Genomic DNA, 21,324 nt, shown 5'->3' with positions numbered 1-21,324 from the left:
CGAGGTTCGAGGTTCGAGGTTCGAGGTTCGAGGTTCGAGGTTCGAGGTTCGAGGTTCGGCAGACAGGATGATGGTGCCAAAGGAGTGAGCCAAGGGGTTTCCTCGCCCCTCGCCCCTTGTTCCTTACCCCTTACGCCTCTCCCCTTACCCCTTGCCGATCTCCACCCGGAAGCCGGCGGCCGACAGCGGCCCGGCCAGGGCCTCGGCCGCCGGACGCAGGGCGACGGCCAGGGTCGAGAACTCCCGACGCAGCGGATAGCGGGCCCGGCAGGCATCGAAGCCCGCGGCCAGGCCCTGGCGCCGCGCCTCGCGGCGCAGGGCATCATGGTCGCGGCGCACGTCGTGCACCGCGCGCATGCACAGCCGCAGCGCCTCGTCCACCGAGAGGCCGCCGTCCAGGGTCAGGGAGGCCAGCGGCGGCGCCGGTGCCAGGTCACCCAGGGTCAGCCGGGCGGGCAGCCCCAGGCGGTGGGCCAGGGCCCGATAGATCTGCTGGGTGCCGCGTAGCTTGCCGTCCAGGCTGTAGCCGGCCACGTGGGGCGTGGCCAGCTCGGCCAGCTCGAACAGGCCGGCATCGATTCCGGGCTCGCCTTCCCAGACATCGAGCAGGGCGTCGAGATCGCCACGTTCGGCGAGTCGCTCGCGCAGGGCCCCGCCGTCCAGACAATCGCCGCGGCCGGCGTTGAGCAGCACCGTCCCCGGCGCCAGGGCGGCGATGCGCCGGGCGTCCATCAGATGGCGAGTGGCGTGGGGCCCTTCGCGCACCAGCGGGGTGTGCAGGCAGATGACGTCGCAGCGCCCGATCAGGGTGTCAAGGTCGACGAAGCCGTCGGCACCCTCCGCCTCGGCCCGGGGCGGATCGCAGGCCAGGCAGTCGACGCCCAGCCCCCGCAGCCGCGCCAGCAGGCGCCCCCCGACGTTGCCCGCGCCGACCACCCCGACACGCCGCTCGGCCAGCCGGAAGCCCCGGCGCTCGGCCAGGGTCGCCAGGCTCGACAGCACGTGGTCGACCACCGCCTCGGCGTTGCAGCCCGGGGCACTGGCGAAGCCGATCCCGCGCGCCGCCAGGGCGGCCCGGTCGACGTGATCGGTGCCGATGGTGCAGGTGCCGACGAAGCGCAGCCGGGAACCGGCCACCAGGGCCTCGTCGACCCGGGTGACGGAACGCACCACCAGGGCATCGGCCTCGCGCAACGTGTCGGGGGCGATCTCGCGACCCGGCACCGGGACCACCTCGCCCAGGGTGCCGAAGCAGGCCTCGGCGGCGGGCACATTGGCATCGACGACGATTCTCATGACGCTCCTCTCCCAAAGCGATCACAGCGGGTAATGACGAGGGGCGCCGGGGACAGGCCGCAGAAGGGGGCTCTTGCCCAGGGGCGAGACGGATGGAGAAGAACATCCAGTGAATGACCTTCCCGCCGAGCGGGTTGGCCATGGATGGCCACCCCAGGCCCCGCAAGCGCCGCAGGGCAAAAGTAGCGCCCATGGAGGGGCCACAGCGCCCCCTCGTAGGCCTGTCGACGGATCGGCCCCGCGTGACAAGGCGATGTGATCGCCCTGTCCCTTCTGCTGGTTGACTTGTCCACGGGGCACAAGCCCTTACAATACCGCCCCATGTTACACGAGCGGCGCCCCCGGCGCCGCCGCCGACTCCGGGAGCCGCCGTGATCGTCCGCTGGGAAACCGACCATGACTATGTGCTGGTACACGTCCATCAGGACATGTTCGGCGACTGGATCTTCAGCCGCGCCTGGGGGCAGATCGGCACCCAGTTCGGCGGCCTCAAGCACCGCCTCGCCGACGATCACGCCCAGGCGATGCTATGGCTGGAGGACGAGGCCACCATCCAGGCCTCCCGCGGCTTCCAAAAGGTCCTGGAGGCCGACGATCACAGCCCCGAAGGCCGCGATGCCGTGCGCCAGCTGTCGCTGCTCGATGCGACCTGAAGGCACAAGACGCGGCTGCGCCGCTGGAAGAAGGAAGTACGGCGCTTCGCGCCTTGAAGAGGGAAGAAGAACCACAACCCTGGTTTCTTCCCTCTTCCCTCTTCCCTCTTCCAGCTCGCGGCTTAACGCTTCCCCGCCGGAGACAGGTAGCGGCGCCCGCCGCGCATCTCGGCGCCCCGGGGCGCCGAACGCCCTTCCTCGCCTTCCCGGGCGGCCCGCCAGGCCGCCTCGTCCAGCCAGCCCCGCTCGCCCAGCCAGGCGGCCAGCCGCTCGGGCTCGAAACCGCGATCCAGCTCGTTGCCCGAGGCGTCCGCCAGCACCGGAATGCGCACCCCGTAGCGGGCCATCAGCGCCTCGTCGTCGCTGATCTCGACCCGGGACAGCCGCACCTCGACGCCGGCCAGGCGCCCCAGCCAGTGTTCCAGCGCCTCGCACAGGTGGCAGCCCAGGGTGGTGTAGAGGGTCAGATGGATCATGCCTCCTCCCGGTGACGGATCAGGAAGCAGTGATGCAGGTCCGGGCGGCGGTTGAAATCCGGATCGAAGGTCTTCGCCGAGATGTCCTCCACCGCATAGGCCTCCGCCAGGTCGGCGTCGAGCCGGAAGCGCCGCTGGTTGTTGGAGAACACCAGGGTCCCGCCCGGCGCCAGTCGGACCATGGCCAGGCGCACCAGCCGGCCGTGATCGCGCTGCACGTCCAGGGTGTCGGCCATCTTCTTGGAATTGGAGAAGGTCGGCGGGTCCAGGAAGATCAAGTCGAAGGTGCCGCCGGCGGTCTCCAGCCAGTGGAGGCAGTCGTCGCGCACCACCCGGTGCCGCGAGGGATCGAGCCGGTTCAGGGCGAAGTTGTCCCGGGCCCAGTCCAGGTAGGTATTGGAGAGGTCCACGCTGACGCTGTCGACCGCCCCGCCGTCGCGCTCGGTGCCCAACGCCGCCTGCACGGTGGCCGTGGCGGTGTAGCAGAACAGGTTGAGGAAACGCTTGCCGGGAGCCATCTCGGCCAGCAGTCGCCGCACCGGGCGATGATCGAGGAAGAGCCCGGTGTCCAGGTAGTCGCGCAGGTTGACCCACAGCCGCGCGCGGCCCTCGCGGACCTCGAAGCGCTCGCCGCTGGCCGCCTGCTTCTGGTACTGGGCGCGCCCGCTCTGGCGCTCGCGACGCTTGACGACCACCCGCGCCGGGTCGACATCCAGCACCTCCGGGATCACCGCCAGGGCGTCGAACAGCCGCTTCTGGGCCTGGGCGGCGTCCACCGACTTGGGCGGCGCGTACTCCTGGACATGCACGTGCGCGCCATAGACGTCGATGGCCAGGGCATATTCCGGCATGTCGGCGTCATACAGACGATAGCAGCTCTCGCCGGTACGCTTGAGCCATTTCTTCAGCCGCCGGCGGTTCTTCTCCAGGCGATTGGCGAACATCTGCGCGCCCGCCGAGCGCGGGGCCGGCGCGTCATCCTCCTGGCCGACCTCCTCGCCCTCGCCCGCCGGCACGTCCATCAGCAGCAGCTTGGCGTCCAGGGGGCCGTTCTTGAGCGAGTACTGCTTGTGGGCTCGCAGGCCGGTGCGATGGCCGAGGTCGGGATTGGCGGTGAACAGCGCCAGCCGCCAGCCGGGGAAGGCGGCCCGCGCCCGCTCGCCGAGGCTGGCATAGAGGCCCACCAGCTCGGGCAGTTCGCCGAGGCGCTCGCCATAGGGGGGATTGGTGATCACCAGGCCGCGGGCCTCGGGATCCAGGTCGGCCGGCCGCGACAGCGACTCGAGGCGCGCCCCGTCGAAGGCGATCAGCGCCGGGATGCCGGCGCGCATGGCGTTGGCGCGGGCCGCGGACAGCGCCGGCGGGCTCTGATCGAAGCCGAACAGCCGCGAGCGACAGCGCTTGCGGCCGATGCTGGCCCGCGCCTCGGCCTCGCGCCGGAGCTCGCGCCACACGGCCGGGGCGTGCCCCGCCCAGCCATGGAAGCCGAAGCGCTCCCGATGCAGGTTGGGCGCCATGTCCGCGGCCATCATCGCCGCCTCGATCAACAGGGTGCCCGACCCGCAGAGGGGGTCCACCAGCGGCGCCCCTTCCCGGGCCAGCGCCGGCCAGCCGGCGCGCACCAGCAGCGCCGCGGCCAGGTTCTCCTTGAGGGGGGCATGGCCCACGTCGCGGCGATAGCCCCGCCGATGCAGGCTGTCGCCGGAGAGGTCCACGCCCAGCGTCAGCCGATCGCGATGCAGGTGGGCATAGAGGCGCAGATCCGGCTGGCGGGTATCGACGCTGGGCCGCGGCCGGCCCTCGGCCTGCAGCCGGTCCACCACGCCGTCCTTGACGGTCTGGGCGCCGAAGCGGGTATGGCGGATCTCCCGGGCGCGGCCGTGGAAGTCCACCGCCAGGGTGGCGCCGGGCGCCAGGTGGTCCCGCCAGTCCACCGCCGCCGCCGCGGCACGCAGCCGCTCGGGGGTCTCGACCCCGTCTTCCCGGGCCAGGCAGAGGATCACCCGGTTGGCGAGCCGCGACCACAGGCAGACCCGGTAGGCCACGGCCAGCTCGGCCCGGAAGTGTACCCCCGCCACGGTGGTCTTGCCGGGCACGGCGCCCAGCTCGGCGAGCTCGTCAGCCAGCAGCAGTTCCAGCCCCTTCGGGCAGGTGGCCAGCAGGGCATGGGAATCGGGAGATGGTGTATCGGTCATGGCATGTCCATCGGCATGGCGCCGGTTGGTGTGACGCGAGAATGTACGCCCTGTTACAAATCAACTGTCGACAGCGTCGACCCGCTTGAGCTATGAATTAGATGGTAGCTACCAGATGACGCATGCGTTCCTGTCAAGGGATTGCCCTGTACGGCGTGGCGCTCGCCCGCGCCAAATCGGTATCCCTATTGCATGGAGGCGCCGCCCGCCGGCGTCGCCTACGGTACCTTTCGCAAGAGGTAAGCCAATGAAACGACAGAAACGTGATCGCTTCCAGCGTGCCTATGTCCATGGGTACAAGGCGGGTCTTTCGGGTCGTTCCCGTGACGACTGTCCCAGTCAGGATATCAATCTACGCGAGTACTGGATGAGCGGTTGGCGTGAAGGTCGTGGAGATCAATGGTCCGGCATGACCGGGGTCTCCGGCATCCACAAGAACCCCCTGGTGGTCTGACCCCCTGACGGTCGCCACCCATCGTCCCGCGACGATGCTCAAGCCCACGGTTTCCGTGGGCTTTTTAGTGCCCCCAGGCACCGCTTACCCGCCAGCGCCGGGCCGGTCGCCGGCGGCCTTCAGGGCCCGGGCACACTCGCCGACCAGCGCCGGGCCACGATAGATGAAACCCGAATAGACCTGCACCAGGTCCGCCCCGGCCTCGCGCTTGGCCACCGCCGCCTCACCGCTGTCGACCCCGCCCACGCCGATGATCGGCAGCTCGGGCAGCCGGCGGCGCAGCTCGCGAATCACCGTGTTGGACGCCTCGAACACCGGCCGCCCGGACAGCCCGCCCTGCTCGTCGGCGTGGGGCAGGCCCTCGACCGCCGCCCGCGAGACGGTGGTATTGGTGGCGATCACCCCGTCGATGCGATTGACCTCGAGGCTGCGCGCCACCAGGCCGATCTCCTCGGCGTCCATGTCCGGGGCGATCTTCACCGCCAGGGGCACGCGCCGCCCGCTCTCGTCATCGAGCCGGTCGGCCTGCTCGCGGAGGGTGCCGAGCAACTGGTCGAGGTGCTCGCCGAACTGCAGGTTGCGCAGCCCCGGCGTGTTCGGCGAGGAGATGTTGACGGTGATGTAGTGAGCATGGGCATGCACCCGACGCAGGCAGGCGAGATAGTCGTCCACCGCCCGCTCCACCGGGGTCGCCAGGTTCTTGCCGATGTTGATGCCGATCACGCCGTCGTAGCGGCTGGCCCGCACCCGGGCGACCAGGTGTTCCACCCCGGCGTTGTTGAAGCCCATGCGGTTGATGATCGCGCCCGCCTCGGGCAGCCGGAACAGCCGCGGGCGGGGATTGCCGTCCTGGGGACGCGGGGTCACGGTGCCCACCTCGACGAAACCGAAGCCCAGTGCGCCCAGGGCGTCCAGGTGGTCGGCATTCTTGTCGAGCCCGGCGGCCAGCCCCACCCGGTTGGGAAAGCGCAGGCCCATCAGCTCCACCGGGTCCTCGACGCGCCGCCCGAGCGCCCGGGTGGCCCCCAGGCGGTCGGCCAGATCCAGCCCCGACAACGCCAGGCCATGGGCCTTCTCGGCCTCGAGACGGAACAGCAGCGAGCGGGCGAGGGAATACATGGCGTCTCCTGGGCGGGAAAATCGGCCCGCGAGTATAGCGCAGCCGCCCCCGGACGACGAACCCTGGCCGTGATAGCCTTGGCCCGCCTCTGCCACGGGGCGCGGCTTTTGTGCTCTACTGGCGAGGCAGACGAGGGGCCACGGGGCGCGTGTCGCCCCCGACATCGCCATGCCAGGGAGACGCCATGACCGATACCACCGAGACGCTGGAACACCGCCTGTCGCGCATCCACCTGGCCCTGGAGAAGGAACACCTGGAGTGGGTCGACGACGTGATCGCCGACCTGGAACCCGCCGAAGTCGCCCTGCTGCTGGAGTCGCTGCCGCCCAACGAGCGCATCCGGCTCTGGGAGCGCATCCCCCAGGAAGTCGACGGCGAGGTGCTGCTGCACGTTCACGACGAGGTCCGCGGCACCCTGATCGACGACATGGATCACGCCGAGATCGTCGCCGCCACCGCGGGGCTCGACACCGCCGACCTGGCGGAGCTGTTCGAGGACCTGCCCCAGCAGGTGGCCGAGGACATGCTGCGCTCCATGGACGAGCTGCAGCGGGTGCGCCTCCAGGAGACCCTGGCCTTCGAGGAGGACTCCGCGGGGCGCCTGATGCGCACCGACACCATCGCCGTGCGCGCCGATGTCAGCCTGGAGACGGTGCAGCGCTTCCTGCGCTGGAAGCAGGACGTGCCCGACAACACCGACGCCCTGATGGTGGTCGACCGCAACGGCCTGTTCATGGGCGTGCTGCCCATGGCGCGGCTGGTGGCCAGCGACCAGGAGCTGGCGGTGGCTGACCTGATGGACAGCGACGTGGACAGCATCCAGGGCACCATGAAGTCGCGGGACGTGGCGACCCTGTTCCAGACCCACGATCTCGCCTCGGCGCCGGTGGTCGATGCCCGCGGCCTGCTGCTGGGCCGGATCGTCATCGACGACATCGTCGACGTCATCCGCGAGCACTCCGAGCAGGCCTTGATGAACATGGCCGGCCTCGACGAGGAGGAGGACCTCTTCGCCCCGGTGCTGCCCAGCGCCAAGCGCCGCGCCGTCTGGCTGGGCATCAACCTGATCACCGCCTTCCTCGCCGCCTGGGTGATCGGCCGCTTCGAGGACGCCCTGGACCAGGTGGTGGCCCTGGCGGTGCTGATGCCGATCGTCGCCAGCATGGGCGGCATCGCCGGCAGCCAGACCCTGACGCTCGCCATCCGCGGCCTGGCGCTGGGCCAGATCAGCCGCACCAACAGCAACTGGCTGCTGCGCAAGGAGGTGGGCATCTCGATCCTCAACGGCCTGCTCTGGGCCCTGGTGGTGGCGGTGCTGGCGGTACTCTGGTTCGGCAGCCTGGGCATCGGCGTGATCATCGCCGCGGCCCTGGTGATCAACATGCTCGCCGCCGGCGTCGCCGGCATCGCCATCCCGCTGCTGCTCAAGCGCCTGGGCATCGATCCCGCCCTCTCGGGCTCGGTGGTGCTGACCACGGTGACCGACGTGGTGGGCTTCATGGCCTTCCTGGGCCTGGCGACGATCTTCCTGCTCTGACGCGCCCGCGCCCCCGACAACGACGAACCCCCGCCATTCGGCGGGGGTTCGCGTTTCGGGCCCGCCAGTCGGCGGGGCACGGCGGGCCGGGACTAGCCCTCGCTGTTGCTCTCGGCCAGCTCCACCAGCTCGCGGACGGCCACGGCGAACAGCGGGAAGCCGCCCTGGCCGCCGCTGCCCACTTCCTCGAGCAGGCGGCACCAGCGCTGGTGCATGCCCTCGTGGAGGCTCAGCCAGCGCGCGACCCGCTCGGCGCTCTCCCGGGGGCCGCCTTCCATGCCCAGCACGCTGGTGGTCAGCGCCAGCTGCTGACGCTCGATGTCGTCGCGGAAGGTCTCGCGGGCCTTGACCTGCCAGCCGTCGCGGGCCTCGAGGCGGGTGACCCGCTGCAGCAGCCAGGGCAGCTCCAGGCGCGCGCCGATCTCGTAGAAGATCTCGGCGACCCGCTGCGGCTTGTCATCGCTCAGGCGCGAGGCCTGGATGATGCCCAGGGCGGCATAGAGCCCGTTGGCGGCCGCCACGGTCGAGGCCAGGGCCTCGGGCACGCCGGCGTCGACCAGCTCCTGGCGCCGGCTCTCCCACTGGGCCTTCTCCTCGCCGCGCAGGCGCTTGCCGATGTTCTCCTGCAGCTGGGCCAGTCGCGGGGCGAAGTAGTCGATGGCGTCGCGGGTGGTCAGGCCGGTGCGCTGACGCAGGAACCAGCGGGTGGCCCGACGCAGCATGCGCATCAGGTCGAGCATCATCGAGTACTGGGTATCGGTCGGCACCCGGTTGTCCAGGGCCTCGATCTGATCCCAGAGGCGCCCCAGCTGGAAGCTCTCGGCGGCCACCACATAGGCCCGGGCGATGTCGGCCCGGTCGGCGCCGGTGGAGTCCATCAGCCGCCGCACGAAGACCACGCCCATGTGGTCGACCAGGTCGTTGGCCAGCTGGGTGGCGACGATTTCCCGGGTCAGGCGATGCTCGTAGACCTCGTCGCGGTAGTGCTCCACCAGCACCGCCGGGAAGACCCGCTCCACATAGCGGCGAATCACCGGGTCGTCGGGCACGTCGGAGGTGATCAGGTCGCCCTTGAGCACGCTCTTGGCGTAGGAGATCAGCACCGACAGCTCGGGCAGCGTCATGCCCTGGTCGTGGTGGGTGCGTTCCTGTAGCTCCTCGTCGCCGGGCAGGAACTCGAGCTCGCGATCGATCTGGCCGGCGGCCTCCAGCTCGCTGATGAAGCGGCGGAAGGGACCGATGCCCTGGCGGGACAGCCGCTCGGCCAGGTCCAGGGCCTGGGTCTGGCGGTAGTTGTCGCGCAGCACCAGCTCGCTGACCTCCTCGGTCATGTCGGCGAGCAGCTGGTTGCGCTGCTTCTCGGTCATGTCGCCGCGGCTGACCACCTCGTCGATGAGGATCTTGATGTTGACCTCGTGGTCCGAGCAGTTCACGCCGCCGGCATTGTCGATGAAGTCGGTATTGACCCGCACGCCCTTGGCCGCGGCCTCCATGCGGCCGCGCTGGGTGAGCCCCAGGTTGCCGCCCTCGCCGACCACCCGGCAGTTGAGGTCGCGCCCGTCGATGCGCAGGGCATCGTTGGCCTTGTCGCCGACCTCGGCGTCGCTCTCCTCACTGCCCTTGACGTAGGTGCCGATGCCGCCGTTCCAGATCAGGTCGACCCGGGACACCAGCATGGCGCGGATCAGCTCGTTGGGCGAGAGCTTGTCCTCGCGGATGCCGAAGGCCTTCTTCATCTGCGGCGTGATGGTGATCGACTTGGCGCTGCGCGGGAAGATGCCGCCGCCCTGGGAGATCAGCTCGCGGTTGTAGTCCTCCCAGCTGGAGCGCGGCAGCTCGAACAGCCGCTTGCGCTCGGCGAAGCTCGAGGCCGCGTCCGGGGCCGGGTCGACGAAGATGTGCAGGTGGTTGAAGGCGCCCAGCAGGCGGATCTTGTCGGACAGCAGCATGCCGTTGCCGAAGACGTCGCCGCCCATGTCGCCGACGCCGACCACGCTGAACTCGTCCTCCTGGGTGTTCACACCCAGGCCGCGGAAGTGGCGCTTGACCGACTCCCAGGCGCCCTTGGCGGTGATGCCCATCTTCTTGTGGTCATAGCCGTTGGCGCCGCCGGAGGCGAAGGCGTCGCCCAGCCAGTGGCCGTACTCGGCGGAGATCTCGTTGGCGATGTCCGAGAAGGTCGCGGTGCCCTTGTCGGCGGCGACCACCAGGTAGGCATCGTCGTCGTCGTGGCGCACCACGCCCTCGGGCGGCACCACCTCGCCGCCGGACAGGTTGTCGGTGACGTCGAGCAGCGCGCGGATGAAGGTCTGGTAGCAGGCGATGCCTTCCTTCTGCATCGTCTCGCGATCGGCCCCCTCGGGCATGCGCTTGCAGACGAAGCCGCCCTTGGCGCCCACCGGCACGATCACCGCGTTCTTGACCTGCTGCGCCTTGACCAGGCCCAGCACCTCGGTGCGGAAGTCCTCGTGGCGGTCGGACCAGCGCAGCCCGCCCCGGGCGACCTTGCCGCCGCGCAGGTGCACGCCCTCGACCCGCGGCGAGCAGACGAAGATCTCGTAGGCCGGGCGCGGCTTGGGCATGCCGGAGACCCGGGACGGCTCGAGCTTGAGGGCGATGTAGTCCTTGAAGCCGCCCTGGGCGCCGCGCTGGTAGTAGTTGGTGCGCAGCGTGGCCTGGATAAGTTCCATGTAGCGACGCAGCAGCTGGTCGTCGTTGAGGCTCGGCACCTCGTCGAGCAGCGCCAGGATGCGCGCCTCGCAGTCGGCTACCTCGTCGGCCTCGGGCCGGTCGGCCGGGTCGAAGCGCAGCTCGAACAGGGTCACCAGCTCGCGGGTGATCTCGGGGTGGTTGACCAGGGTGGTGGCGATGTAGTCCTGGGACATGCCGAAGCGGATCTGCTTCAGGTAGCGGGCGTAGGCGCGCAGCATCGCCACCTCGCGCCAGTCCAGGTTGGCGCCGATGATCAGCCGGTTGAAGGCGTCGTTGTCGGCCTCGCCGGCCCAGATGCGCTGGAAGGCGTCGACGAAGGGCTCGCGCATCTCCTGGAGGTTGACCTCCACGCTGGTGTGGTGCTCCAGGGTGAAGTCGTGGATCCAGTAGGGGCGGTCGGTGGCCTGCACCTCGTAGGGCCGCTCGCCCAGCACGCGCAGCCCCAGGTTCTCCATCATCGGCAGCACGTCCGACAGCGGGATCGGCGAGCGGGCGTGGAACAGCTTGAGGTTGACCCCGCTGCCCTCCTCCTCGATCAGCCGGTACAGCGACAGCGCCAGGGGGGCGCCCTCGTCCAGCTCGCCGATGTGCTGGAGGTCATAGACCGCGGTGCGGGCGCTGAAGTCGTCGCGGTAGCTGGCCGGGAAGGCGTCGCGGAAGCGGCTCATCAGCAGGTTGGCCTGCTCCTCTCCGAAGCCCTCGATGGCGGCGTTGAGCAGGTCGTCGCGCCAGTTGCGGGCCAGCTTGACCAGCTTCTCCTCCAGGCGCTTGATGTCGTAGTCCACCGGGCGCTCGCCGTTGAAGCGCAGGACGAACTGGATGCGCGCCAGCACCGATTCCGAGAGGTAGGTATTGAAGTCGCCGAAGGTGGCGTCGAGCTCCTCGCACAGCAGGTCCTGCAGGCGCAGGCGCAGCTCGGTGGAGAACACGTCCCGAGGCACGAACACCAAACAGGAATAGAACTTGCCGAAGCGGTCCTCGCGGATGAACAGCCGCACCCGGCGGCGCTCGCGGATGTCGAGGATACCCAGCGCCGTCTGCGCCAGCTCGTCGACGTCGATCTGGAAGAGGTCGTCGCGGGGATAGACCTCGAGGATCTGCAGCAGCTGCTTGCCGTTGTGGGCCTGGGGGCTGAAGCCGGAGATCTCCATCACCGACTCGAGCTTGCGGCGCAGGATGGGCACGTGGCGCGGCGAGTCGTTGTAGACGGTGGCGGTGAACAGGCCCAGGAAGCGCCGCTCGCCGATCACGTTGCCGGCCTCGTCATAGCGGTCGATGGAGATGTAGTCCGGGTAGGTCGGCCGGTGGATGCGGGCGTGATGAGCGCTCTTGGCGAAGGACAGCAGCTGGGGCACCAGCACGAACTGGTCGCCCTCGACGCCCAGATCGGTACGGATGCGCTCCCGATAGCGCGGCGCCTCCAGGCGGAAGACCCCGAGCTCGCTGGACGGGACCTTGTCCAGGCGCTGCCGCTCCTGGTCGTGCTGCACCTCGTATTCGTCGTAGCCGAAGAAGGTGAAGTTGTCCTCGAGCAGCCAGTTGAGGAAGGCGATCGCCTCGCGGTGGTCCTCGGCCTCGACCTGCTCGGGGCAGAAGGCCTCGATCTCGGTGATCGCCTCGCGGACCTTCTCGCGCATCGGCTCGAAGTCGGCCACCGCGGTGCGCACGTCGCGCAGCACCTCCTGGAGGCTGGCCTCGATGTCCTCGAGCTCGGCGAGATCGGAATGGCGATCCACCTCGATGGCGATCAGCGATTCCCGGGCATCGGGGGCGCCGGCCTCGCCGGGCGCGGCCACCCGCGTCAGCCGATGATCGGCGTCACGCTCCACCGCCAGCACGGCGTTGTGGATGGCGTGGACGGTCATGCCCCGGCGATTGAGCTCGACCCGCACCGAGTCGACGAGGAACGGCATGTCCTCGTGGAGCACGGCGATGAAGGTGTGGGTGGACTGCCAGCCGTGCTCCTCGAAGTCGGGGTTGAAGACCCGGACCTTGGGCGCCTCGGCGGCGTGCTGCTGGATGAAGTGCCACACCGAGAGGGTCGCCCCGTAGAGATCGTCCAGGCGACGATCGGCCAGGTCCTCCAGGGGCACGGCGGCGTAGAAGTGCCGGGCGAACCCCTCCACCGCCTCGGCCTTGTCCTTGTCCAGGCGGCTCTGCAGCCGTTCCTCGAGCTGCTTGAGCAGATCCTGTCGGGTCTCCTCGTGTGCGACGTGTAGCATCCATCACCTCGACTGCCAGCGGCCGCCCGTTGCGGCCGGGATCACTTGACGTAGTTGGCGGGCCCTTCCGCCCGTGGGCCAGGAGCTTACGCCAATCCCCCCGGCATCCCCAGCGACATACCGGTACCCTCATGATGCATGTCGGTTGCGCATCGCCCTTGACAAGGGCGGCGCGGCTGCCACCAAAGTCGCAATCAGGCCGGGCGCCGGACCAGCAGGACCCCGCACTCGCAATGATGAGTCCAGGGAAACTGGTCGAACAGCGCGAAGCGCGTCACCTCGTGGGTTCGGGTCAGGATCTCCAGGTTGTCGGCCAGGGTGTCGGGGTTGCATGAAATATAGACGATACGCTCATACTCGCTGAGCTGGCCACAGCTGGCCTCGTCCAGCCCGGCGCGAGGCGGGTCCACCAGCACGGTGGAGAAGTCGTAGTCGGCCAGCCCCAGCTCGGCGACCCGGCGCCCGCCCTTGTCGCCGCGCAGCGCCTGGGCGAACTCCTCGGCGGACATGCGACCGATGCGCGCGTTGTGCACGCCGTTGGCGATCAGGTTCTCCCGGGCGCTGGCCACGGAGGTCCGCGAGATCTCGGTGGCCAGCACCCGGCGGAAGTTCTCGGCCAGGGCCACGGTGAAGTTTCCGTTGCCGCAGTACAGCTCCACCAGGTCGCGATCGCCGCTGCCGGCGGTGACGTCGCGGGCCCAGGCCAGCATCGCGCGGCAGATCTCGGCGTTGGGCTGGGTGAAGCTGTTCTCCACCTGCTGGTAGACGAGCTCGCGGCCGTCGACGGCGAGCCGCTCCCAGACGTGGTCCCGGGTCAGCACCCGCCGCTGCTTGCGGGCCCGGCCGATGACCATGATGCCCAGCGCCTGCTCCAGGGCCCGCGCCTCGACCTCCCAGGCCTCGTCCAGCTGGCGGTGGTAGATCAGGGTCACCAGGGCCTCGCCGGACAGGGTGGTGAGGAACTCCACCTGGAACAGCCGGTGGCGCAGCACCGGGTTGTCGAGCAGCCGCTCGCGCAGCCGCGGCATCAGCTCGTTGATGTGGCGGCTGGCCACCGGGTACTGGTCCAGGCGCACCACCGTCTTCTGCTTGGGATCGTCGGGGTCGACCTCGAACATGGCGTAGTAGAGGTCGTCGCCCTCGTGCCACAGCCGGAACTCGCAGCGCTGGCGATAATGGCTCGCCGGCGAGGCATGGACCTCCAGCGGCGGCGGGGCGAAGCGGGCGAACTGGGCGGTCAGGCGCTCGCGCTTGGCCGCGAGCTGTTCGTCATAGCGGTCGGGGTCGACAACGGGGATGGCCACGGCGGCTCCTGGTCAGGGGTCGATGAAGGAACGGAAACGGGAGGGACGTCGGCGATCAGGTCGGCGCCAGGCGGCGGGTCTCGGCGAAGCCGAAGCCGGCCAGCCCCCGGGCCAGGGCCGGGGTCGGCGCGGTCACCCAGCCGAACTCGGGCGCCGGGCGCCGCTGCGGCGAGGCGATCACCTGGCCCGCCCGGCGCGCGATGGCATCGCCGGAATCCACCCAGCGCACGGGGTGCGGCACCGCCTCGGCCAACGGCTCGCGCAGCAGCGGGAAGTGCGTGCAGCCCAGCACCAGGGTGTCGAGATCCGGCCACTCGGCCAGCGGCGCCAGCACCCGGCGCAGGGTCTCGACCTCCGGCGCCTGGCCCATCACCAGGCGCTCGGCCTCCCCCACCAGGGGGTCCGCGGCCAGCCGCGTCACCCGGCAGTCGCCGGCGAAGTCGCGGATCAACCGTGCCGTGTAGGGCCTGGCCACGGTGGCGCTGGTCGCCAGCAGGCCGATATGGCGGGTGCGGCTGGCCCCGGCCGCCGGCTTGATCGCCGGCACGGTGCCGACCACCGGCACCGACAGCCGGGCGCGCAGGACCTCCAGTGCCAGAGTGCTGGCGGTGTTGCAGGCCACCACCAGGCCGCTGCAGGCGCTGGCGGCCACCGCCGCCTCGCAGACGGCGAGGATGCGCCGCACCAGCCAGTCGTCCTCGCGCACCCCGTAGGGCAGCATGGCGTTGTCGCAGGCATACGCCAGGGCGGTCCCCGGCAGCCGGCGGCGCAGGGCCGCGACCACCGACAGGCCGCCGACGCCGGAGTCGAACACCAGCACGGGCCCCGCCATCAAGCCTCCGACGCACGGCCGCCCCCGCGCCGCGGGGGCGCGAGGGTGGCGAGACAACGGCGGGCGAAGTGGGGCGGCATCGTGGGTCTCCCGTCTAACGATGCCGCGCATTCTACCCCAGCGAGGGGCGGGACTCGAAGCGTCGCGCCCCGGCGGGGTCAGGTCACCGGGTCGGGCGCGTCGCGCAGTTCGGCATAGAGCTCGGGGTAGGCCTCCTGAAGGCGCTCGAGCTCGGCGGTGGCGCCTTCGGGCAAGGCGTCGGCGAGGCGCTCGAGGTCGCCGTCCTCGAAGTAGTCGCGAATCAACGGGAAGAGCAGCTCGCGCTCGTCGCGCAGGTAGGCACGATGGGCGTCGAGATAGGCCTTGAGGTCCTCGGCGAAGCGATCCATCGGCACCACGGCGTCCATCAGGATCATGTCGAGATCGTTGGAGAGGCGCTTGAGCTGCGCCTTGAGGGCCCGGTAGTCCCGGGCGAGGCGATCGGTGACCTCCTCGGCGCCGGGCGCCAGCTCCTTGAGCCGCTGGGAACAGACCTTCTCCAAGGGCTGGGTGAACCCATCCTGATAGTCGAGGATGTAGTCCACGACTTCCCGAACCAGCTGGAAATTGGGACGTTCGCCGCGAGCCAGGGTCTTCTGCTTGAGCTGCAGAACGTGCAACATGCGGGCCATGTTGGCATGATCCCGGCGCAGTTGGTTCAACATGGGCATTGCGGCAGCCTCCTCAGTATCGGTCATGGACGGAAGGCACCTGGAATTGGACTCGCCTTCGCCATCCGGGTTCCCGGCCATGGCAGCGGCCGTCACCGTCAGGTCCCGGCGGGGAACCCGCCCCCGAGGCCGGCGGCGAAACGCCGACATCGAATCTCCACCATAGCAGCCGTCAGCGAAGGAGTCAGAAATGGACCTGTTCCAGCAGGCCACCAACGAAGACAGCGCCCCCCTGGCATGGCGCATGCGGCCGCGCCGCCTGGCCGACTACGTGGGGCAGCAGGCGCTGGTCGGCCCCGGCAAGCCGCTGCGCCGCATGGCCGAGGACGGCCCGGTACGCTCGATGATCCTCTGGGGGCCGCCGGGCACCGGCAAGACGACCCTGGCGGAGATCCTCGCCGAGGAATCCGGCGCCCACCTGGAGCGGCTCTCGGCGGTGATGGCCGGCGTCAAGGACATCCGCGAGGCCGTGGAGCGCGCCCGGGTCGCCCAGGGACAGGGGCGCGAGACGCTGCTGTTCCTGGACGAGATCCACCGCCTCAACAAGAGCCAGCAGGACGCCCTGCTCCCCCATGTGGAGTCCGGCCTGCTGACGCTGATCGGCGCCACCACCGAGAACCCGTCCTTCGAGGTCAATTCGGCGCTGCTGTCCCGGGCCCGAGTCCACGTACTCAAGGCCCTCGACCAGGCGGAGCTGGTCGAGGTACTCAGGCGCGCCCTGGCGGATGCCGAGCATGGCCTGGGCGACCGGCGCCTCGCCGTCGACGACGCGGTGCTGGAACTGCTGGCCCGGGCCGCGGCGGGCGACGCCCGGCGCGCCCTGGGCCTGCTGGAGACCGCCTGCGACTTCACCGTGGCCGAGGGCGACGGCGAACGCCTGCCCCGGGAGGCCCTGGAGGACGTGATCGGCCACCAGGCCAGCGCCTTCGACAAGCAGGGCGATCACTACTATGACCTGCTGTCGGCCATCCACAAGTCGATCCGCTCCTCGCGCCAGGACGCCGCCCTGCTCTACATCGCCCGCTTCATCCATGGCGGCGGCGACCCGCTGGACGTCGTCCGCCGGCTCGCCGCCATCGCCTCGGAGGACGTGGGCAACGCCGACCCGCGCGCCCTGCCGCTGGTGATGTCGGCCTGGGACGCCTACCTGCGCCTGGGCGACTACGAGGGCCAGCGCGCCATCGCCCACGCCGCCATTCACCTGGCGGTGGCCCCCAAGAGCAACGCCATCGATCAGGCCTGGAAGCGCGCCCAGGCCTTCGCCGCCGCCCAGCCGCGGCTCGAGGTGCCCACCTACCTGCGCAACGCCCCGACCAAGCTGATGGAATCGCTGGGCCACGGCGACGGCTATCGCTATGCCCACCACGAGCCCGAGGGCTATCCGGCGGGCAGCGCCCACGACTGCTGGCCGGAGGACCTCCCCCGCGAGCGCTTCTACCAGCCCACGGCCTACGGCCAGGAGAAACGCTATAACCAGCTGATGGCCTGGCGCGAGGAGCGGGATGCCGAGGCGGACGGCGGCGGCAAGCCGTAAGCCGTAAGCCGTAAGCCGTAAGCCGTAAGCCGTAAGCCGTAAGCCGTAAGCTGGAAGCTGGAAGCTGGAAGCTGGAAGCTGGAAGCTGGAAGCTGGAAGCTGGAAGCTGGAAGCTGGAAGCTGGAAGCTGGAAGCTGGAAGCTGGAAGCTGGAAGGCAGCATGTTGCCTCCAGGGCCCGAGTCAAGGGATTGTTCTTCAAGCTTCCAGCTTACGGCCGCGAAGCGGGCGATCTTCCAGCTCCCGGCGAAGCCGGATTCTTCCGGCTTCCAGGCGCGAAGCGCCGCTCTTCCCGCTTCAAGCTTGACCCGGCAAAGCCGGGTCAGGGCGCCTGACGGATCACGTCCGTGCCGGCCGGCAGGTCCACGCTGAAGCGCGACTCGGCCACGGCGACATTCTGCTCCACCCCGTCGAACTCGATGGCGGTGCGCTGGCCGGTGCTGTCGGTCATCTGCAAAAAGCCCAACCGCTCGCCGTAGAAGGTCAGCTTGAGCTCCTCGAACAGGGTGTCGGCGCTTCTGGGGCGCAGGGTGAAGGTCTCGGCGGTGCCCTGCTGGGTGCGGGAGACCTCGTAGCTCTCGGTCAACTGGTCGGTGCTGCCGGACAGCAGCAGGGCCGGGGTGTGGGTGACGCGGTCGTCGAGGGCCTGGACGGTGGCCTGCTCCAGGTCGGGATCGTAGAGGGTCACCTCGTCGCCGTCGGAGACCACCAGCTGGCGGTAGGGCGCGTCGACCTCCCAACGGAAGCGCCCCGGCCGCGACAGCCACATCCGGCCGCTGGCCTGCTGCAGGCGCTGCCCCGAGCCGTCGAGGATCTGCTGGTCGAAGTCGGCCACATAGGTCTCCACCGGCGCCAGCATGCGGGCCAGCCGCTCGGCGCCGGTCTCGGCCAGCGCCGTGAGCGGCGCCAGGGCCAGCAGGGCCAGGGTGGCGAGGGTCTTGGTCACGGTCATGTCATCTCTCCCTGATCGGGTCCCGGTCGGATCGCTGAGCCTGGGACCCGCGATGGCGCGGCGGGTTGCGCTCCCGCCGCGGCTTGCATGGTGGTTGCACGATCGGCGGCGTCAGTCGCCCGCCGGCGGCGGCGCCAGCACCTCGCGGGCGCCGTTGGTGCCCATGGTCGAGACCACCCCGGCCATCTCCATGGCCTCGACCAGGCGCGCCGCCCGGTTGTAGCCGATCTTGAAGCGGCGCTGCACGGCGGAGATGGACGCCCGGCGGCTCTCGGTGACGAAGGCCACCGCCTCGTCGTAGAGGGCGTCCTGCTCGGCGTCGTCGTCGCCCCCGCCGCCCTCGGCCTCGAGCCCCGCCAGGGCGTCGGCGGAGACGCCGCCGGAGAGGATCTCGTCGATGTATTCCGGCTCGCCGCGGCGCTTCCAGTCCTCGACCACCCGATGCACCTCGTCGTCATCGACGAAGGCTCCGTGGACCCGGGTCGGCATGCCGGAGCCGGCGGGCAGGTAGAGCATGTCGCCATGGCCCAGCAGGTTCTCGGCGCCGCCCTGGTCGAGGATGGTCCGCGAGTCGACCCGGGAGGACACCTGGAAGGCCATGCGGGTGGGGATGTTGGCCTTGATCAGCCCGGTCACCACGTCCACCGAGGGGCGCTGGGTGGCGAGTATCAGGTGGATGCCGGCGGCGCGGGCCTTCTGAGCCAGCCGCGCGATCAGCTCCTCGACCTTCTTGCCGACGATCATGAACATGTCGGCGAACTCGTCGATCACCACCACGATGTAGGGCAGCTTCTCGAGCACCGGCGGCGCCTGGTGCATCTCCCAGGGCTGGGGCTCCCACAGCGGGTCGGCGACCTGGGCCCCGGCCCGCTCGGCCTCGTCGAGCTTGGCGTTGAAGCCGGCCAGGTTGCGCACCCCCATGGCCGCCATCAGCTTGTAGCGGCGCTCCATCTCGGCCACGCACCAGCGCAGGGCGTTGGCGGCCTCCTTCATGTCGGTGACCACCGGCGCCAGCAGGTGCGGGATGCCGTCGTAGACCGACAGCTCGAGCATCTTGGGGTCCACCATGATCATGCGGACCTCCTCGGGCTTGGCCTTGAGCAGCATGGAGATCAGCATGGCGTTGACCCCCACCGACTTGCCCGAGCCGGTGGTGCCGGCCACCAGCAGGTGCGGCATCTTGCCGAGGTTGGCGACCACCGGGCCGCCGCCGATGTCCTGACCCAGCGCCAGGGTCAGCGCCGAGGCCTCGTGCTGGTAGCGGTCGGAGTCGATCACCTCGCGCAGGCGGATCATCGCCCGCTTGGGATTGGGGATCTCGATGCCCACCGTGGGCCGCCCCGGGATCACCTCCACCACCCGCACGCTCTTGACCATCAGCGAGCGCGCCAGGTCCTTGGCCAGGTTGCTGATCTTGGAGACCTTCACCCCGGCGGCCGGCTTGATCTCGAAGCGCGTGATCACCGGCCCCGGCCAGGTGTCGACGACCTCGGCCTTGACCCCGTACTCGCGCAGCCGGACCTCCAGCAGCTCGGCCATCTCGGCCAGCTGCTCGTCGGTGTAGTTGGGCCGGTGCGCCTGGGGCGGGGTCAGCAGGCGCAGGCTCGGCAGCTCGCCCTCCGGCTCGGCCGGCACCTCCATCTCGGGCCGCTGGTTCTGCAGGTGCTCGACGGTCCACAGGGCCGGGCCGTCGTCGTCCTCTGTGGCCTGCCGGGCCTGGTCGGCGGTGGCGTGGCGCGGCTCGGGAGCCTCGGCGACCGCGTCCCGGGGGCCGTCGGCCGGCTCGGCGCCGGTCCAGGGCGCCCCGCCCCGGGCGTCGTCGGCATCGTCGTCGTCCGGCAGCACCGGCTCGGGAATCACCTCGGGCACCCGACGCTCGACCTCGTCCGGCCGGGCCGCGGGCGACGCCTCGCCGGAAGCGGGACCGGGCCCCGCGCCCTCGCTCGCCTCGAGGTCCGGCCCGGCCAGGCCGGCCGCGTCGCCGGCCAGCGTGGCGTCGTCGGCCGGGGCCGCGCCGTCTGCGCGCTCCGGCGCCTCGGCATTCGGCGTGTCGCCGGGGGCGGTCTCGGGACCGGCCGGGGCATCCTCCTCCGGCCGAGCCGCGGGCGCCTCGGGCCGGTCGGCGACCCTCGGCTCGGGCTCGGCACGCGTCGCCTCGACGAAGGCCGTCTCGCGGCGGGCGACGCGGTCCGGGGCGTCGCCCGGCGCCTCGGACGCCGCCTGTCCCGGAGCGGCGGCGGGCGGCTCGACGGCGCTCAGCGGCATCGGCGCATCGGGCGCGTCGGGAGCGGCCGCCTCGGCGGGGGCCTCGCCCGGCAGGCTCAGGCTCGGCTCCCGGGCGGTGTAGGCCGCCTCGGGGCGCTTGGCCGAGGGCGTGTGCGCCGGCACCTCCCAGGGAATGCGCGTCTCGCCGTCGTCGCCGAAGCCGGGCTCGCGGCGTTCCGGGGCATCCGCCGGCTCGTCGGCGGCACGACGCCGCGCGGGCAGCCAGCGCCGCCACCAGGCGGGCCGGTCCGGCGCGTTATCGTCGGGCGGCGGAGCAGCGGGCTCGGCCGCCTCGACGGGCTCGTCGTCGGCCCGCGACAGGGCGAAGCGCGATGCCGCCCAGCGGCCCAGGCGCCAGGCGCCGCGCCCCAGCTCGTCCATGATGGTCAGCCAGGACCAGCCGGTGAACAGCGGCACGCCGCAGAGCATGGCGGCCAGCGCCAGCAGTGAGGTACCGCCGGCGCTCACCAGCGGCAGCAGCGCGCCGACCAGGCCCTCGCCGAGGATCCCGCCGGCGCCGTAGGGCAGCACGCTGTCGGGATCATAGAAGTGCAGCGCCCCCAGGGTGGTGGTGCCCAGCAGCAGCAGGACCAGCCCGCCGCAGCGCACGGCCAGCGCCGTGGCGTCCCAGGACAGCCGCACCTGGCGGGCGCGAATCAGCCACCAGGCGGCGAAGCCCAGCATCCCGGGCCACCACAGGGCACTGACGCCGAACAGCGAGTACAGGACATCGGCCAGCCAGGCCCCGATCGGCCCCATCCAGTTGGCCACCTCCGTCTCCGGGCCGCTGCGCGACCAGCCCGGGTCCGCCGGGCGAAAGCTGTAGAGGGCCAGCAGCAGGAACACGCAGGCGGCCAGCAGCAGGATCACCGCTCCCTCGCGCAGCGATCCCTGCAGCCGCAGCCCGAAGCGCCTGGCCCTTTCCTTGGCGGTCGCCGCACGGTCGTGCGACGCGGTCTTCTTCTTGGCACTCAAGCGGCCAACCCCCTTGCGCCGTGTGGCGTCTTCCAGAATCCTTGGCGGACAATCATACCGAGCCAGCCGCGCCCGTCACAGGGCGACGA

General features: G+C 70.6%; 14 protein-coding genes. 4 read left to right on the top strand and 10 right to left on the bottom strand.

The features are described from left to right. Positions 1 to 144 precede the first annotated feature (144 nt). Positions 145 to 1,296 carry a 4-phosphoerythronate dehydrogenase PdxB gene (gene pdxB, locus QC818_RS12615; RefSeq protein ID WP_309653219.1) on the bottom strand — a complete coding sequence of 384 codons (1,152 nt, stop codon included), beginning with the start codon at positions 1,294 to 1,296 and terminating at the stop codon, positions 145 to 147. A gap of 371 nt (positions 1,297 to 1,667) precedes the next feature. On the opposite strand from pdxB, the gene QC818_RS12610 reads away from it, so the two are divergent. Then, positions 1,668 to 1,949, top strand: a complete 282-nt coding sequence (locus tag QC818_RS12610; protein ID WP_309653218.1) for a hypothetical protein — start codon at positions 1,668 to 1,670, stop codon at positions 1,947 to 1,949. Positions 1,950 to 2,071: 122 nt separating this feature from the next. Here the strand turns inward: QC818_RS12610 and QC818_RS12605 are convergent, their stop codons facing one another. Continuing rightward, positions 2,072 to 2,425 (bottom strand): glutaredoxin family protein, encoded by a 354-nt coding sequence (locus QC818_RS12605; RefSeq protein ID WP_309653217.1) that lies wholly within the window; start codon positions 2,423 to 2,425, stop codon positions 2,072 to 2,074. Beyond that, positions 2,422 to 4,620, bottom strand: a complete 2,199-nt coding sequence (rlmKL, locus tag QC818_RS12600; protein WP_309653216.1) for a bifunctional 23S rRNA (guanine(2069)-N(7))-methyltransferase RlmK/23S rRNA (guanine(2445)-N(2))-methyltransferase RlmL — start codon at positions 4,618 to 4,620, stop codon at positions 2,422 to 2,424. Before rlmKL ends, QC818_RS12605 begins: the two co-directional genes overlap by 4 nt. Positions 4,621 to 4,867: 247 nt before the next feature. Between rlmKL and rmf the strand changes: the two genes are divergently transcribed. Further along, entirely contained in the window at positions 4,868 to 5,074 is a 207-nt protein-coding gene (gene rmf / locus QC818_RS12595) for a ribosome modulation factor (protein WP_309653215.1), read from the top strand. A gap of 84 nt (positions 5,075 to 5,158) precedes the next feature. On the opposite strand, the gene QC818_RS12590 is transcribed toward rmf, so the two are convergent. Then, positions 5,159 to 6,193 carry a quinone-dependent dihydroorotate dehydrogenase gene (locus tag QC818_RS12590; RefSeq protein WP_309653214.1) on the bottom strand — a complete coding sequence of 345 codons (1,035 nt, stop codon included), beginning with the start codon at positions 6,191 to 6,193 and terminating at the stop codon, positions 5,159 to 5,161. 185 nt (positions 6,194 to 6,378) lie between these two features. On the opposite strand from QC818_RS12590, the gene mgtE reads away from it, so the two are divergent. Next, complete coding sequence (gene mgtE / locus QC818_RS12585; protein WP_309653213.1) at positions 6,379 to 7,731, top strand: magnesium transporter; 1,353 nt, start codon at positions 6,379 to 6,381, stop codon at positions 7,729 to 7,731. A gap of 92 nt (positions 7,732 to 7,823) precedes the next feature. Here mgtE and QC818_RS12580 read toward each other — a convergent pair whose 3' ends face one another. The 4 genes from QC818_RS12580 to QC818_RS12565 form a co-directional block, all read right to left on the bottom strand. Beyond that, complete coding sequence (locus QC818_RS12580; RefSeq protein WP_309653212.1) at positions 7,824 to 12,665, bottom strand: NAD-glutamate dehydrogenase; 4,842 nt, start codon at positions 12,663 to 12,665, stop codon at positions 7,824 to 7,826. Between the two features lie 194 nt (positions 12,666 to 12,859). Further along, the gene (trmA, locus tag QC818_RS12575; protein WP_309653211.1) at positions 12,860 to 13,969 is read right to left on the bottom strand and encodes a tRNA (uridine(54)-C5)-methyltransferase TrmA; all 1,110 of its coding nucleotides are present in this window, start codon (positions 13,967 to 13,969) and stop codon (positions 12,860 to 12,862) included. 55 nt (positions 13,970 to 14,024) lie between these two features. Further along, positions 14,025 to 14,801, bottom strand: a complete 777-nt coding sequence (murI, locus tag QC818_RS12570) for a glutamate racemase (RefSeq protein ID WP_309653210.1) — start codon at positions 14,799 to 14,801, stop codon at positions 14,025 to 14,027. Positions 14,802 to 14,959: 158 nt separating this feature from the next. Beyond that, positions 14,960 to 15,505: a hemerythrin domain-containing protein gene (locus tag QC818_RS12565; RefSeq protein WP_309653225.1), complete on the bottom strand. Its 546-nt coding sequence runs from the start codon at positions 15,503 to 15,505 to the stop codon at positions 14,960 to 14,962. Between the two features lie 196 nt (positions 15,506 to 15,701). Between QC818_RS12565 and QC818_RS12560 the strand changes: the two genes are divergently transcribed. Next, entirely contained in the window at positions 15,702 to 17,045 is a 1,344-nt protein-coding gene (locus tag QC818_RS12560) for a replication-associated recombination protein A (RefSeq protein ID WP_309653209.1), read from the top strand. Between the two features lie 320 nt (positions 17,046 to 17,365). Here QC818_RS12560 and lolA read toward each other — a convergent pair whose 3' ends face one another. Together lolA and QC818_RS12550 are read right to left on the bottom strand one after the other, a co-directional pair. Beyond that, the gene (gene lolA / locus QC818_RS12555) at positions 17,366 to 17,995 is read right to left on the bottom strand and encodes an outer membrane lipoprotein chaperone LolA (RefSeq protein WP_309653208.1); all 630 of its coding nucleotides are present in this window, start codon (positions 17,993 to 17,995) and stop codon (positions 17,366 to 17,368) included. 111 nt (positions 17,996 to 18,106) lie between these two features. Next, complete coding sequence (locus QC818_RS12550; RefSeq protein WP_309653207.1) at positions 18,107 to 21,235, bottom strand: DNA translocase FtsK; 3,129 nt, start codon at positions 21,233 to 21,235, stop codon at positions 18,107 to 18,109. Positions 21,236 to 21,324 lie beyond the last annotated feature (89 nt).

Source organism: Halomonas koreensis (assembly GCF_031451675.1).
Lineage (GTDB): Bacteria > Pseudomonadota > Gammaproteobacteria > Pseudomonadales > Halomonadaceae > Halomonas > Halomonas koreensis.
This window is presented reverse-complemented; position numbering and strand designations above follow the sequence as displayed.

Bases quoted from the DNA above. Each gene is read 5' to 3' on its own strand.
- pdxB (WP_309653219.1), bottom strand. From the start codon at position 1,296: ATGAGAATCGTCGTCGATGCCAATGTGCCCGCCGCCGAGGCCTGCTTC.
- QC818_RS12605 (WP_309653217.1), bottom strand. From the start codon at position 2,425: ATGATCCATCTGACCCTCTACACCACCCTGGGCTGCCACCTGTGCGAG.
- rlmKL (WP_309653216.1), bottom strand. From the start codon at position 4,620: ATGACCGATACACCATCTCCCGATTCCCATGCCCTGCTGGCCACCTGC.
- rmf (WP_309653215.1), top strand. From the start codon at position 4,868: ATGAAACGACAGAAACGTGATCGCTTCCAGCGTGCCTATGTCCATGGG.
- QC818_RS12590 (WP_309653214.1), bottom strand. From the start codon at position 6,193: ATGTATTCCCTCGCCCGCTCGCTGCTGTTCCGTCTCGAGGCCGAGAAG.
- mgtE (WP_309653213.1), top strand. From the start codon at position 6,379: ATGACCGATACCACCGAGACGCTGGAACACCGCCTGTCGCGCATCCAC.
- QC818_RS12580 (WP_309653212.1), bottom strand. From the start codon at position 12,665: ATGCTACACGTCGCACACGAGGAGACCCGACAGGATCTGCTCAAGCAG.
- murI (WP_309653210.1), bottom strand. From the start codon at position 14,801: ATGGCGGGGCCCGTGCTGGTGTTCGACTCCGGCGTCGGCGGCCTGTCG.
- QC818_RS12565 (WP_309653225.1), bottom strand. From the start codon at position 15,505: ATGTTGAACCAACTGCGCCGGGATCATGCCAACATGGCCCGCATGTTG.
- QC818_RS12560 (WP_309653209.1), top strand. From the start codon at position 15,702: ATGGACCTGTTCCAGCAGGCCACCAACGAAGACAGCGCCCCCCTGGCA.
- lolA (WP_309653208.1), bottom strand. From the start codon at position 17,995: ATGACCGTGACCAAGACCCTCGCCACCCTGGCCCTGCTGGCCCTGGCG.